A 14,113-nucleotide genomic window follows, 5' to 3' on the forward strand; every position below is an offset into this window, starting at 1 on the left:
GAATGACGACCTTCATCTGTGTTTCCGCCAGTCGTCAACGTTGGAGATTAGCCGAAACAGACCATGACTGTCGTCATTCTCGACCTCGTGAGCGACCGAAGGGAGCGGAGAGTGTCGGGAATCCATGCCTCGAACTCGAAAACATAAAGCCGGTGCAGAATCGGCTGTGCCTGTATGACGGCGAGCGAGATGTGTGAACGCGATAAGTAAGGACGGGGAGAAGGTGCCCGAAGGGCGGATGAGGGGCGGCGCGGACGGTGAAGGCAAATGACCCTTGGTATGAATCCATTCACCTTTGGTGGAAGGGGCTGGTTGCCGCACAATCCCAGTCTCCTCCGTCTACGGCGGCGTGCCTTCACGCGGGCTTTGTTTTCGCAAATCCCGCCAGCGAGGCGTAGCCGCGCACCACGCTTTCGCGCTCTGCATACGAGGCGATTGCATCGATGTCGTCAAAACCGTCGGGGGCGCGCGCCTCGATCATGTCGATGACCGCCTCCGGCCCGCCCCGGCGATTGGAAAGCACGATCGCCGATGTCGCGGGCCGGCGCTCGGCGTCATAGGCCGAGAGCGCAGCCTCGATCGAATTTCCGGCGCCAAGATGCATGACCAGGCTTTTGGCATCCAGAATGGCCTGACTGGCGCCGTTCGAACCCACCGGATACATCGGATGCGCCGCATCGCCGAGCAGCGTAACCCGCCCGAAGGACCAGCGCGGCAGCGGTTCGCGGTCGCAATTGGGATATTCATAAAAGCCATCGGTACCCTGGATAATGGCCGCCGGATCGACAAAATCCAGATGAAACCGGTCGCGCACGAAGGGCAGGACCTCGTCCAGAACACCCGGCCGGCTCCAATCCCCCGTTCGCAACGGCGATGCGCCCGCGTCGCCGGTCCTGGCCATCAAGGCCCAGTTCGTCAGCCGCATGTCGGGCTGATCGGGGTCGGCCTCGATCGGATAGTAGACGAACTTCGCGAAGTTGCCGCCGGCAATCGCCATCGTACGCCCGTCGCGCCATTTTGGCCACGGCGTGGCGCCACGCCACAGCATCGTGCCGTTCCAGATCGGCGGTCCTTCGTCGGGATAGAGCATGGATCGGACGACGGAATGCATGCCGTCGGCCCCGATGAGCAGATCGCCGGATGCCTTGCCCCGTGATCCGTCCCTTCCCGCAAGATCGACCGAGACACTATTTTCAGTCTGCTCGAAGCCCTCCACGCGGTATCCGGTGCGTATGGCGCCGCTCCCCAGCCGGCTGACCGCCGCCCTATGGATCAGGCCGAGCAGTTTGCCCCGATGGATGCTGATCTGCGGCACGTCATAACCGGCGTCGACACCGCGCAGTTCCTGCCACACGATCTGGCCGAAGCGGTTCGTATAGAAAAGCTCCCGTGTCCGGATGCCTTCGGTATCGAGGTCCGGCATCAATCCGAGATCGGCCAGTTCCTTGACGGCATGGGGCAGCATGTTGATGCCGACCCCAAGCTCGCGGACAGCATCCGCACGTTCGAAGACTTCGACATCATGTCCGGCTTTGTGCAGGAACAGGGCGGTCGTAAGTCCGCCGATTCCGGCGCCTGCGATCAGCACTTTCATTGCGGCGGCCTTTCCCCTGAATGTTCGGATTGCGTGGCAACAACGCCGGCGGCGGGGGCTATATGGGACCGGCGAGAGGCAGGGCGCATACAAATGCAGAAAAGCAGCGCAAGCATCGCGACGCGTGGACCGCCTCATGGCCCGGCTTGATGCTGGTCCATCGCCCCAGCCTTTGTCCGAAATGCCACAAAACCGGCCACGACCGCCGATCAATTCCTGTCGTCATTCACCCCGGGTTCCAGTTGTTTTACGCGGCCAGTGCCACAGTAGCGTTCGAGATGGAGGAACAGTTCCATGGGAGCTGGCCATACTGGCACGGAGGGCCGGCGTTCCCGACAGCAACCTAAGCGGGTTGGGCCGGCTTCACCAGCCTCGGCTTATGCAATGGAGCGTGATCCGTCTTCGACCCGAAAACCACCTCCCGTTCCTTGGGCGGCCGATCGACGTCCATTCCGGCCGTGGCCGCCGCTCCTTCATTTGGTCATGCTTGTTACGCTGAGATCCTCCAGTCCTCCATGCAACTCTATGATTTTGCTGTCTTTTATAGACATGACATTCTTCTCAACTGAGCCTCGCGTCCAGTCGGGACGATTTCCGGAGCACGCAAGTGCTTCTCGAAAAGTCAAGCTTTTCCAAGACATTGTGCATCGAGCATCTCATGTCATGGTTTATTTTCCTAGGATTATTTACATCATCCTTGATACATGCGATACTTCCGCCGGCCTGTGTTCGAAAGGAGCCGGTGGTGGAGTTTGGAGACGGGAGTGCAACGATCGAGCGATACCGGCAGGCGCTGAAGCATATCCTCATGATGCTCGTCGGCATGGCCGAGATGGGGTTCGGCAAGGCGGGCGCTGGAGAGCTTGGCGCTGGGGGACAGTTTACTTTCTTTCCGCAGAAGGGCGCGGCAGCTCAGAACGAAGCGCGGGCGGAAAAAAGTAAACTGTCCCCGGCACTTACACCGGCCCTCACGCTCCCCCGCCACCTCTACCGCGCCATTCTTCTGCTGCTGCGCCCGGCCGAATCCGCCGCCCGGCGGCTGATCATCGCGGCGGCGCAAGGCATCGTGGTGACGCTGCCGCCGTTTCGCCCGCGAAAGCCGCAGCCAAAAATTTCCGACACGGTGGCCGCCATGCGCCGCCTCGGTCTCGCCGTTAATCTGTCGAAGCAGGACTTTGCCCGTTATGAAGCCGAGCGGAAGGCCGCCGAACGGCGCGCCGCAAGGCCGCGCGGACAAAACCTTTCGCTGCTCGATCCTCTGAAATACCCGTTCCGCATCCGCCGCAAATATGTGCCGGCGCATGCCGCCCCGCGCATCCGGTCGTTCGCCGACGATGCGAAGTACACGCCCCTGCCGCCGCCGCCGTCGCGCGACGATCCGATGAACGCCGCGAAGTTGACCTTGCGGCTGGACGCGCTGGGTCAGGCACTCGACGATCTTCCGGGCCAAGCGCAGCGTTTCGCCCGCTGGAAGGCGCGCAATGACGCAGGCCTTGCGCGAGACAAGCAAGCTCGCGACGCGGCGACCGCGCAGGGCAAGCCAGGCCCGGTCCGGTTCCGGCGTTTTTCGCCGCTGCGGCGCGGGCCGCCGCCGGGCGGACGGCTGCCGCGCTTCGATCCGGACGCGCCGCGCCGCAAGAGCATCCGCGAGGTCGACGAGATTCTGGCGCATGCCAATGCGATGGCGTTCTACGCGTTGGAGCCGCCGCGCAGGGATACGTCTTGACGCAGGCCCTGCCACGTCGGCGGGTCTCGGAAAGCAAGATATCTCAATGACTTAATGGCTAGGCGGAAAAAGAAACCGGGCGTGGCGGCGAAGACGGCTGCATGCGGGGACGGTTACCTTTTCCGCAGAAGGGCGCAGCCGCTTCAAGGCTGGCGCGGGCGGAAAAGTAAACTGTCCCCGGCGTTTGCGCTCCTCAAAGATTTGAACCTGGTTTGTGCCAGTCACAATCGCCGGCAACCGCGACGAGCAGCGTCCGCAGGTGGCGGATATCCGGGTGCAGGAAGACCGGCGAGCGGTCGATGATCTCGATCTGGTAGCGCGCCGCCGCCTCCAGGCAGTCGTCCGCCGGCACCGACATCAGCCAGTCGATGAACACTTCCTCCGGCGGCGGCAGCGGAGAGACGGACGCCATGGTTCGCCGATCGCGCGCGGGACGGGCTTTGTGTTTAAACCCGGCCGTCATGCCTCGATCTCCAATGCGGTCAGCGGCCTGGAGCAGCAGGCGAGGATAAAACCTTCGGTGATCTCGTCATCGAGAATGCCGCCATTGTGGTTCATCTCGACCTCGCCCGCGATTTTCTTGACACGGCAGGTGCCGCAGAGACCGAACTCGCAGGCGGCGGAGATGCGGACGCCGCTGGCGCGTGCGGCTTGCAGGACTGTCTGCCCGGCAAGGCATTCGCCATCGACACTGGAATCGGCGAAACGGATCGGCAGCTTGGCCCCGATCGATTTCTCCGCCTCGGGAGCGTCCGTCCCTATGGGGAGAGGCTCCACGGGCGGCGCGCCAAAACTCTCCTGGTGGTAAAAACGCATATCGAAACCGGCGGCTTCGAACATGCCGCGCACGGCGCGCATGAACGGATCCGGGCCGCAGCAGAACACCTCGCGCTCCTGGAAATCGGGCGCCAGCAGCGGCAGCCGAACGGCATCGATGCGGCCCATATGGCCGAACCAGCTCTCGCGCGACGAAGAGCGCTCCTCGATCATGAAGCCCAGCGACAGACCCGGCATCTGCGTGCCCAGCAGTTCCAGCTCCTTGCGAAAGATGATCTCTTCCGGACGCCGCGCGCAGTTGACGAAGGAAACGTCGGTCCACGGTGCGCAGTCGTTCAGCCAGCGCAGCATCGACATCATGGGCGTGATGCCGGACCCCGCCGAGATGAACAGATATTTGGGCGCCGGATGATTGTGGTGCGAGAAGTCACCCATCGGGCCGAACGCCCGGATGCGGACGCCCGGCTTCAGATTGTCGAACATCCAGCGCGTGCCGATGCTGCCTGCCTGGGCTTTCACGGTGATCGAGATCGAGCACGGCCGCGACGGGCTGGACGACAGCGTGTAGGTGCGCATCAGCGGACCATCGGCGGCCGGCAATTCCAGCGTGACGAACTGCCCCGGCTTGTAGCGGAACCAGGTCTGCGCGTCCGACCGGAAGGTGAAGGTTTTGACCTCCGGTGCCTCGTCGGTGACGCCGATCACCTCCAGCATCTGAAGGCGATCGTTCCAGGGCGCCATCTCGTCGAGGTGGCGGTAGAGATGCGGATCCGTCATCGCGTTCATGGCCGCCTCCGCTCACGCGACGCTGCGCAGCACGGGCCTCTCGCCTTCCGAGAGGCGAGGTTCCATGAAGCCTGCATACCAATCGACGAACTGGATGACCCCGCCTTCGTGCAGCTCGGAATACGGGCCGGGCTCGTAGGCCGGCGACCTGATGCCGAAGGCGTTCTCCTCGACGATCCGCCGGTCCTCGTCATTGGTCTCGGTCCAGACATGGATCAGGTTCTGAAGATCGTAGTCGACGCCTTCGATCGCATCCTTGTGGACGAGCCATTTCGTGGTGACGGCGGTCTCGGTCGGGCTGATCGGCAGCACGCGGAAGGTCACGGCGTGATCGCCGAGGATGTGATTCCAGGTTGTCGGATAGTGGTAGAGCATCAGCGTCCCGATGCGGTCCGTCGAAACCCGATCGGACAGGTTCTTGCCAACCGCACGCCTGCCGGTTGCCGTATAGCTGACGGCATCGCGCAGCAGCGGCGCGCGCGTCGCCCTGTACTGGCCGGCATCGTCGATGCGGAACCGCGACGGCAATCCGGCCGCCTCGCACTTCGCCCAATGCTCCAGCATCTCCGGATCGCTCTCGGCGCCGTTGACGCCGGTGACCGTCGGCGCCTCGGGAAAGGTCTTGCAGAGCGCGGGATGGTTCGCGGCGCAATGGTAGCACTCGCGGTTGTTTTCCCAGACGAGCTTCCAGTTGCCCTTCTCGATGATCGTGCTCTCGTGCGCGACCTTGGCGTCGACGAGGTTGTGAGGAGCAAAATACGGCTCCATCATTGCGCGGAACGGCGCGAAATCGGCGGGCTCCTTTGCCAGGCAGATGAAGATGTAGCCGCCGACATTTTCGCAGGCGACCGGCTTCAGCCCGAAGTCGGCCTTGTCGAAATTCTCGGCCATCTGCCGCGCGAAGACGAGCTTGCCATCAAGGTCATAGGTCCACTGATGATAGGGGCAGACGAGCCGCGCCGAGGTGCCGCGCTCCGTGTTGCAAACCCGGCTGCCGCGATGCCGGCACGAATTGTGGAATGCGCGGATCTCGCCGTCGCGGCCGCGCACGACGACGACCGGATAGTCGCCGACCTGGACGGTGAAGAAGCTCCCCGGCCTGGCGATTTCGCAATTGTGGCCGACGAAGAGCCAGTCCCGATACCAGATCAGCTCCATGTCGAGCTTGTAGAAATCGGGATCGATGTAGAAGGGTTGCTGCAGGCTGAAGCCGTCCCGCCGGTTGCGGATCAATTTCAGCATTTCCGTGCGTGCGTCCATGTCCGTCCTCGCAAAGCCAAGGACTGAACTTGGTGGTGATGGAGGTGGAAGGCTGCGGGCATCGATGGTAGCGAGACCGGCCCGAAGCGCTCTGCCCCTTGACCGCCCACCGCGATCAGTCGAGTTCAATTCATTCGAGGCTGGTTTCCGGACTCCGAAGCCGTCCTTGCAGGACCGTTCCGACACCTTCCCAGGCTTTTGGCCCAGTGGTCTCCCGTCGGAATTTTCGCTTCGCTACCGTTGCGGGGGCAGCGCCGGCATCAGACCGGCTTCCCAATTATCCCTTCGGCCTATTCCCCGAAGAGCACCTTGAACGATGTGATCTAACCACCGACGCGCGAGTCCCGTCCATACGAAAGCGACATCGGGCAAGCGCAAAGACGACAGCGGTCCGGAAATTACTCCGCCGCTTCCGCAAACGGCGTCGGCACGTAGTTCAGGATAGGACCGAGCCAGCGTTCCAGGTCCTCGACCAGCATATCCTTGCGGCGCGCATAATCCTCGACCTGGTCACGCTCGATCTTGGCGACGCCGAAATAGTAGCTCTCCGGATGCGACAGATAGATTCCCGAGATGGACGAACCCGGCCACATCGCCATGCTCTCCGTCAGACTGACGCCGGCGTTCCCGTCGCCGTCGAGCAGCCTGAACAGCGTCAGCTTCTCGGTGTGGTCGGGCTGCGCGGGGTAGCCGGGCGCGGGACGGATTCCCTGGTAGGGCTCGCCGATCAATTCATCCGGCGTCAGGGTTTCGTCCGGGGCGTAGCCCCAATACTCCTTGCGCACTTTTTCGTGCAGCCGTTCGGCGAAGGCTTCCGCAAAACGATCCGCCAGCGCCTTGACCAGGATCGAATTGTAGTCGTCATTCGCCCGCTCGAAGCGTTCGGCGATCGCCACCTCTTCGATGCCCGCGGTCACGATGAACCCGCCGAGATAATCTGCCTTGCCGCTCTCGAACGGCGCGACGAAATCCGACAGAGCGATATTCGGCTTGCCGTCCCGTTTCGGCAATTGCTGGCGCAGCGTGAAGAAGGTCGCAAGGTCGCCGGTCCGGCTCTCGTTGGTGAAAAGCCGTATGTCGTCGCCGACGGAATTGGCCGGCCAGAAGCCGATGACGCCCTTGGGCGCGAACCATTTCTCGTCGATTATCTTCTTCAGCATCGCTTGCGCGTCCCCGAAAAGCTGCCGGGCCGCCGGTCCCTGCTGCTCGTCCTCGAGGATCTTCGGATAGCGGCCCTTCAGTTCCCAGGTCTGGAAGAACGGTGTCCAGTCGATGTAGCGCGCCAGCTCCGCCAGATCCCAGGTCTCGAACACCCTGGTGCCGAGGAAGGACGGTTTTGGCGGCTGGTAATTCACCCAGTCGATCCTGTGGGAGTTGGCGCGGGCCTTAGCCAGCGGCAGCCGCAGCTTGTCGGCTTCCGACCGGTGATGCGCTTCGGTCACCTTTTTATATTCGGTCCGCACCGCCTCGACGTAGCCGTCCTTTGCATCCTTCGACAGGAGGGACGAGACGACGCCCACCGCGCGGCTGGCGTCGTTGACATGGACGGTCTGGCCATTCGCATAGCGCGGGTGGATTTTCACCGCCGTATGGACACGGCTGGTGGTGGCGCCGCCGATCAGCAGCGGAATGTCGAAGCCTTCGCGCTCCATCTCGGCGGCGACATGGCACATCTCGTCGAGCGACGGCGTAATGAGGCCGGACAGGCCGATGATGTCGACCTTTTCATCCTTCGCCGTCTGCAGGATCTTGGTCGCCGGCACCATGACGCCGAGATCGATGATCTCGTAATTGTTGCAGGCGAGCACGACGCCGACGATGTTCTTGCCGATGTCGTGGACGTCGCCCTTGACGGTGGCCATCAGGATCTTGCCGGCCGTCTTCCGCTCGCCATTGTCGATGCCGTTGGCCGCGTTGGCCAGCTTTTCCGCCTCCATGTGCGGCAGCAGGCCGGCGACGGCCTGCTTCATGACGCGTGCCGACTTCACGACCTGCGGCAGGAACATTTTTCCGGCGCCGAACAGGTCGCCGACAACGTTCATGCCGGCCATCAGCGGACCTTCGATGACATGCAGCGGCCGCTCGGCCTTCAGCCGCGCCTCGTCGGTATCGGCGTCGATGAACTCGGTGATGCCGTTGACCAGCGCATGGCTGATCCGTTGCTCGACGGGCCAGTCGCGCCAGGCGAGATCGCGCTCCTTCGCCTCCTTGCCGGCCGTCCCCTTGAAGCGCTCGGCGATCTCCAGCATCCGCTCGGTGGCGGTGCCGCCGGCCTTGGGCATGCGGTTGAGCACGACGTCCTCGCAGGCTTCGCGCAATTCCGGCTCGATCGTGTCGTAGACGGCGAGCTGGCCGGCATTGACGATGCCCATGTCCATTCCCCGCTGGATCGCGTGGTAGAGGAACACCGCGTGCATGGCCTCGCGCACCGGCTCGTTGCCGCGGAACGAGAAGGACAGGTTTGAAATGCCGCCGGAGATGTGGACGTGTGGCAGTGTCGCGGTGATCTCGCCGGTCGCCTCGATGAAGTCGACGCCGTAATTGTCGTGCTCCTCGATGCCGGTCGCCACGGCAAAGACGTTCGGATCGAAGATGATGTCTTCTGGAGCAAAGCCGGCCTGCTCGGTCAGGAGCTTGTAGGCGCGCGCGCAGATCTCCACCTTGCGTGCCCTGGTGTCGGCCTGCCCCTGCTCGTCGAATGCCATCACGACAACCGCCGCACCATACATGCGGCAGAGTTTTGCGTGATGGAGGAACGCCTCCTCGCCTTCCTTCATGGAAATCGAATTGACGATCGGCTTGCCCTGCACGCATTTCAGCCCGGCCTCGATTACCTCCCATTTGGAACTGTCGATCATCACCGGCACGCGCGCGATGTCGGGTTCGGCGGCGATCAGGTTGAGGTATTCGACCATCGCCTTCTTCGAGTCGATCAACCCCTCGTCCATGTTGACGTCGATGATCTGCGCGCCGTTGGCGACCTGGTCGCGTGCGACGTCGAGCGCGGCGGTATAGTCGGCCGCGGTGATCAGCTTCCGGAACTTGGCCGAGCCGGTGACGTTGGTGCGTTCGCCGACATTGACGAAGGGAATGTCCTTGGTGAGCGTGAACGGCTCCAGGCCGGAGAGCATCATCAGCGGTCTGTGTTCGGCCGGAATGCGCGGCGCGTGCCGGCTTACCGCCTCGGCGATGGCGCGGATATGCTCCGGCGTCGAGCCGCAGCAGCCGCCGACGACGTTGACGAGACCTTCGCGTGCAAACTCCTCGATCTGCGCCGCCATGAAGTCCGGGCTCTCGTCATACCGGCCGAACGCATTGGGCAGGCCGGCATTCGGATAGGCGCAGATGAAGGTGTCCGCGACCCCGGACAACTCGGCCAGATGCGGGCGCATGGCGGCGGCGCCAAGCGCGCAGTTGAGTCCGATTGTGAACGGCTTGGCATGACGGACCGAATGCCAGAATGCCGTGGGTGTCTGGCCGGACAGAGTGCGGCCGGAGAGGTCGGTGATCGTCCCCGAGATCATCACCGGCAGCCAGACCTCTTTCTCGGCGAAAATCTCCTCGCACGCGAAGATCGCCGCCTTGGCGTTCAGCGTATCGAAAATCGTCTCGATCAGGATGATGTCGGAGCCCCCGTCGATCAGGCCGCGCAACTGCTCGCCATAGGCAATACGCAGGTCGTCGAACGAAGTGGCCCGGTATCCCGGATTGTTGACGTCGGGTGATATCGACGCCGTGCGGTTGGTGGGGCCGAGCGCGCCTGCGACGAAGCGGCGTTTGCCGTCCTCCTGCTCAGCCCGCAACGCAGCACGGCGCACCAGCCGCGCTCCGTCGCGGTTCAGTTCGTAGACCATGCCCTCCATGGCGTAATCGGCCTGCGCGATCGCGGTCGACGAGAAGGTATTGGTCTCGATGATGTCCGCGCCCGCGATAGCGTACTGGTAGTGGATTTCCTCGATCGCCTTGGGCTGGCTGAGGGTCAGCAGGTCGTTGTTGCCCTGCTGGTGGCAGGCGCAGCCGGCGAATTTCTCGCCTTGGAAATGGCCCTCGTCGAAACCCAGCCCCTGAATCTGGGTGCCCATTGCGCCGTCGAGGATGAGAATGCGCTCGCGCGCCGCATGCTGCAGAACCCGCAGGATTTCGGAGCCGTCGCGTTTCGCCGCCACCGCGCCGAACAGATCGTCAAGTGACTTCCCTTGCGGCATCGACCGTTCCAGTACGTTCGGTAAAGTCAAACTCACATAAAGACATCTTTATGTCAATATGCGTTCTCTCGACAAGGACCAGTCCAGGCGCGTTTTCCCAGCAACATCCCTACGACGAGAATGCGCCGATCGGACTCGTGACATGCCGATGGGCAGTTCCTGAGCCCCGGCGGAAACGAGATAGTCGGCCAAGGCCGTGGCCGACGGCTGCAATCTTTGACGCGCGTTGCAACTGCGAGAGCGCCGTGAGAAGCTACCCGTCCGGAGGAGATTTATCTCAGGTCAGCGACAGCGTTCGAAAAGGCCCGCACGTCGATCGGAAAACATCCCGACTTCGACAAGCCGCGACGTCCTCATTCCAGCCTTGACGGCAGGACGCCCAATGATACCTAGTTTACCCGGTTGCCGCTTCCCCGGGGCGGCTTAGCCAGAGGCAGGCTCCCGCCAATAAATCGCGAAATCCTGTCCAGACGAACCGGCGCACCTCGGAAGAGGCGGCACACCTGACCTTGTTGAAACGTGGACAACGCTTTCCTTGATCATATCCTACCGGCACAAATTCACGTTCCTTCACTGCCCAAAGACGGCGGGGAGTTCCATAAACATGGCGCTTGTCCCGCATCTGGGACCGCGCGACATATTGTTGGGCTCCGAGGATGAGCGGCTGGAAGCCAACGTCCGGCCAAATCTGCGGGCGCGCCTGGATGCCTTGCGCATCCGTCAGCCTCTGGGTGTCCTCGCGGCGCTGGGGATCGGCAAGGAATGGCCGAGGCGGGTTCTTGGCCTGCAATCCAAATCGTACCGCAAATGTTTTGGGCCCAAGGTGGACCATCCGCACGCGAAACAAGTTCAGGCATTCGACGAAAAGGCCTGGGAACGGCACTTCAAATTCACGTTTGTCCGCAATCCCTACGCGCGAATGGCATCGATGTACGTTTTCCTCGTCGGGAAATCCAAGACGAGACGCGAGACGTTCCCCGTTTTCGTACAAAAACTCATTGAAGGCGAAGGCCCGCTCGCGGGATGGCGGGATCTTGCCGATTGCTGGCCGGTCTATGCCATCGGCGATCGTGTCGTCGTCGATTTCGTCGGCCGTCAAGAAACGCTGGGAGCCGATTTCAAGGCGGTGTGCGATCAACTGAAGCTTCCCTGCCAGGCGTTGGGCCACATGAAAGCCTCGCCCCGCTATGATTTTCGTGAATTGTATGACGCGGACACTCGCAAATCGGTTCACCGGCTTTGCGAACGGGAAATAGATTATTTCGGCTACCGGTTTGAAAAGTAAGGAACGTGACCAAGCAGGGGTGCGCCTTGCCTCAGGAACGCCGGAGAAACCAATGCGGCGAGGACAAAGTCGATATCCCACCACTCAGGGGTGTCGGCCGACAACGTTCCCGGCGAACTCTGGACGACACGATCGATCCAGGCGCAGACGCGGCGACCAATCCCATGTTCGATCCAAAGCCCGGTGTCATCGGCATACTTGCTGACCCAGGCTTTGCCGCCCACAGCGAGGACCGGGAGGAGCGGGTCCATCGTCTTGATGGCGGCGAAGCAGCTTGGGCCACCAGCCAGGAGGTCCATGAGTGTGGCAGGAAGGGATCGATCCGCGTGAGCGCTTTTGGTGAACGTTAAGCCCAGTCTAGTTGTGTTAAGCTGGGTAAAATCCCGCAGTCAGCACGCGTTTGTGCCTTATGGGGTGGCCGGCATGAATGACGGACGGAGCGGAATGAACAAGGTCCTCCTCATCGACGACGATGTCGAGTTGACGACGCTGCTGCGGGAATACCTGGTCGAAGAAGGGTATGACGTCGCGACAGACACGGACGGTGGCACAGCGATTGCTGCCGCCGCGCGCAATTCGGTGGACCTCATCATGCTCGATATCATGATGCCCCGAATGAACGGGATCGAGGTCCTGCAAAGGATCAGGAAGTTGAGCCAAGTTCCCGTGCTGATGCTGACAGCGAGAGGCGATGACATCGACCGGATATCCGGCCTGAACCTCGGTGCCGACGATTATGTGACGAAACCCTGTTCGCCGGGAGAGCTCGCGGCCAGGGCGCGCGCGATCCTTCGTCGTGCGAACCAGCCTGCGGTCGGCGCGGCCACCGACACGCTAAGAGCCGGGCGGCTGGTGATTCATCCTGCCAGCAGAACCGCTGAATGGGACGGACAGCCGCTCGAGCTTACAGGAACGGAGTTCAGCCTGCTCGAAGTTCTCGCTCGCCATGCCGGCCAGTTGGTATCGAAGCAAGACATCTCGAAACGGGCTTTTGGGAAGCCGCTGACCCCGTTCGATCGCCGCATCGATGTCCATATCAGCAGCGTGCGTCAGAAGCTCGGCCTCAGGGAAGATGGACAGTCACGGATAAAGTCTGTCCGCGGCCAAGGCTATCAACTTCTTTTGGACTGACATGCCTCGACTGTTCAAGAAGTTCTTCGTCATAATCTGGCTGACGCTTGCCGCGTCCGTCGCGATCATAATCCTGACGCTCGACTTCTTTCAGACGCTTCCTTCCGTTTCGAGGCTGGAGCGTCAGAAGCGGGAGGTTGTCCTCAACCTGACTGAAAGCCTACTTGTCAGGGACGGTGAAGATGCTGCTCGGCGCCTTGCCCGTACAAGCGAGGACACGGTACCGGTCGGCCTCACGATCTCCAGGAGCGCAGAGGCCGGCGCATGTACCGATGGGAGCACTGCGGAGACAAGAACCGTCCTGAAGGACGGGATTTGCTACCGGATTTCCGCACCCCAGCAATACAGTGTCATTCTCGACAAGCTTGGTCCGTTCGTACCGGGGTTCGGTATTCTGATTTCGAGCGCGATATCGGCGGCCGCGCTCGCCCGATATCTCATTCGTCCAGTTGTGCACCTTCGCGACGGCCTGAGCGCGCTCGCCCATGGCCGTTTCGACGTCCGCATCGGGCACAGGATGGCAGGTCGGAAGGACGAGGTCTCTGCGCTCGCGCACGATTTCGATTCCAGCGCCGCGCGGTTGCAGGAGTTGCAGGATGCACAGCAGAGACTTTTCCACGACGTGTCCCATGAACTGCGCTCCCCGCTGTCGCGTCTGCAGGCCGTTGGGGGTGTCCTTCGGCAGAGCCCGGCGAAACTCGATGCCATGCTGGACCGCATGGACCGGGAGGTCGAACGGCTCGATACGCTGGTCGGCGAAGTGCTGACTCTCGCCAGACTGACAGCCGGTTCCCGTCTCCCGCTGAAGACACAGACGCTGGACGTCATCGATCTTCTTAACGAAATCCTGGGCGACGCAGCGTTCGAAGCCCAGGCACGCCAGGTTTCGATCACCACCAATGTTGACGACAGCTTCCTTGCCGAGGTCGAAGGCGAACTGATCTACCGGGCGCTGGAAAACGTCATTCGCAACGCCGTCAAATACACTGCCGAACATTCGCAAATCACCGTGCAATGCGAGACGACAAACGACCTCCTCAAGGTGTGCGTCGCGGATCAGGGGCCGGGCGTCAGGCGAGACGAACTCGAAAGAATCTTCCAGCCATTCTCCCGCGGGAACGACGCGGCGCCGAGAGGCGGGTACGGACTTGGCCTCGCGATCGCCAGACAGGCCATCGAGTGCCATGGCGGGCGAGTATACGCGTCGCCACCAGACGCCGGCGGCTTGGCGATCATACTGGAGATTCCCCGGCAGCCGGCGATGCACAGTCTGGCGAACGATCGAGGCTGATCGCAGTTTTACCCAACTTTACACTGCCTTTACCGCCATTAACGCTGGCATCGCTAAA

Annotated in this window: 10 protein-coding genes and 1 riboswitch; of the genes, 4 read left to right on the plus strand and 6 right to left on the minus strand. The window is 62.1% G+C overall.

The window, feature by feature from the left end; genetic code table 11:
• Positions 1-355: 355 nt before the first annotated feature.
• A complete protein-coding gene (locus ACH196_RS33365; protein ID WP_396651153.1) occupies positions 356-1,594 on the minus strand; it encodes a flavin-dependent oxidoreductase in 1,239 nt (412 codons plus the stop codon).
• Between the two features lie 745 nt (positions 1,595-2,339).
• Between ACH196_RS33365 and ACH196_RS33370 the strand changes: the two genes are divergently transcribed.
• Positions 2,340-3,320: a hypothetical protein gene (locus tag ACH196_RS33370; RefSeq protein ID WP_396651154.1), complete on the plus strand. Its 981-nt coding sequence runs from the start codon at positions 2,340-2,342 to the stop codon at positions 3,318-3,320.
• Between the two features lie 193 nt (positions 3,321-3,513).
• On the opposite strand, the gene ACH196_RS33375 is transcribed toward ACH196_RS33370, so the two are convergent.
• The 4 genes from ACH196_RS33375 to metH form a co-directional block, all read right to left on the minus strand.
• Positions 3,514-3,732 carry a hypothetical protein gene (locus ACH196_RS33375; RefSeq protein ID WP_396651155.1) on the minus strand — a complete coding sequence of 73 codons (219 nt, stop codon included), beginning with the start codon at positions 3,730-3,732 and terminating at the stop codon, positions 3,514-3,516.
• Between the two features lie 47 nt (positions 3,733-3,779).
• The gene (locus tag ACH196_RS33380) at positions 3,780-4,874 is read right to left on the minus strand and encodes a 2Fe-2S iron-sulfur cluster-binding protein (RefSeq protein WP_396651169.1); all 1,095 of its coding nucleotides are present in this window, start codon (positions 4,872-4,874) and stop codon (positions 3,780-3,782) included.
• Positions 4,875-4,895: 21 nt separating this feature from the next.
• Positions 4,896-6,143 carry an aromatic ring-hydroxylating dioxygenase subunit alpha gene (locus ACH196_RS33385; RefSeq protein WP_396651156.1) on the minus strand — a complete coding sequence of 416 codons (1,248 nt, stop codon included), beginning with the start codon at positions 6,141-6,143 and terminating at the stop codon, positions 4,896-4,898.
• Between the two features lie 120 nt (positions 6,144-6,263).
• Positions 6,264-6,470: riboswitch (cobalamin riboswitch) on the minus strand.
• Positions 6,471-6,541: 71 nt separating this feature from the next.
• Entirely contained in the window at positions 6,542-10,348 is a 3,807-nt protein-coding gene (gene metH, locus ACH196_RS33390; protein ID WP_396651157.1) for a methionine synthase, read from the minus strand.
• Between the two features lie 535 nt (positions 10,349-10,883).
• Here metH and ACH196_RS33395 point away from each other — a divergent pair.
• On the plus strand, positions 10,884-11,633 hold the full coding sequence (locus ACH196_RS33395) for a sulfotransferase family 2 domain-containing protein (RefSeq protein ID WP_396651158.1): 750 nt from the start codon (positions 10,884-10,886) through the stop codon (positions 11,631-11,633).
• On the opposite strand, the gene ACH196_RS33400 is transcribed toward ACH196_RS33395, so the two are convergent.
• Positions 11,615-11,932, minus strand: a complete 318-nt coding sequence (locus ACH196_RS33400; RefSeq protein ID WP_396651159.1) for a hypothetical protein — start codon at positions 11,930-11,932, stop codon at positions 11,615-11,617. The genes ACH196_RS33395 and ACH196_RS33400 overlap by 19 nt on opposite strands.
• Positions 11,933-12,077: 145 nt before the next feature.
• On the opposite strand from ACH196_RS33400, the gene ACH196_RS33405 reads away from it, so the two are divergent.
• Positions 12,078-12,764 carry a response regulator gene (locus ACH196_RS33405; protein WP_396651160.1) on the plus strand — a complete coding sequence of 229 codons (687 nt, stop codon included), beginning with the start codon at positions 12,078-12,080 and terminating at the stop codon, positions 12,762-12,764.
• 1 nt (position 12,765) lies between these two features.
• A complete protein-coding gene (locus tag ACH196_RS33410) occupies positions 12,766-14,055 on the plus strand; it encodes an ATP-binding protein (RefSeq protein ID WP_396651161.1) in 1,290 nt (429 codons plus the stop codon).
• The last annotated feature ends 58 nt before the right edge of the window (positions 14,056-14,113 follow it).

The organism is Mesorhizobium sp. IMUNJ 23232, from assembly GCF_044326205.1.
GTDB lineage: Bacteria > Pseudomonadota > Alphaproteobacteria > Rhizobiales > Rhizobiaceae > Kumtagia.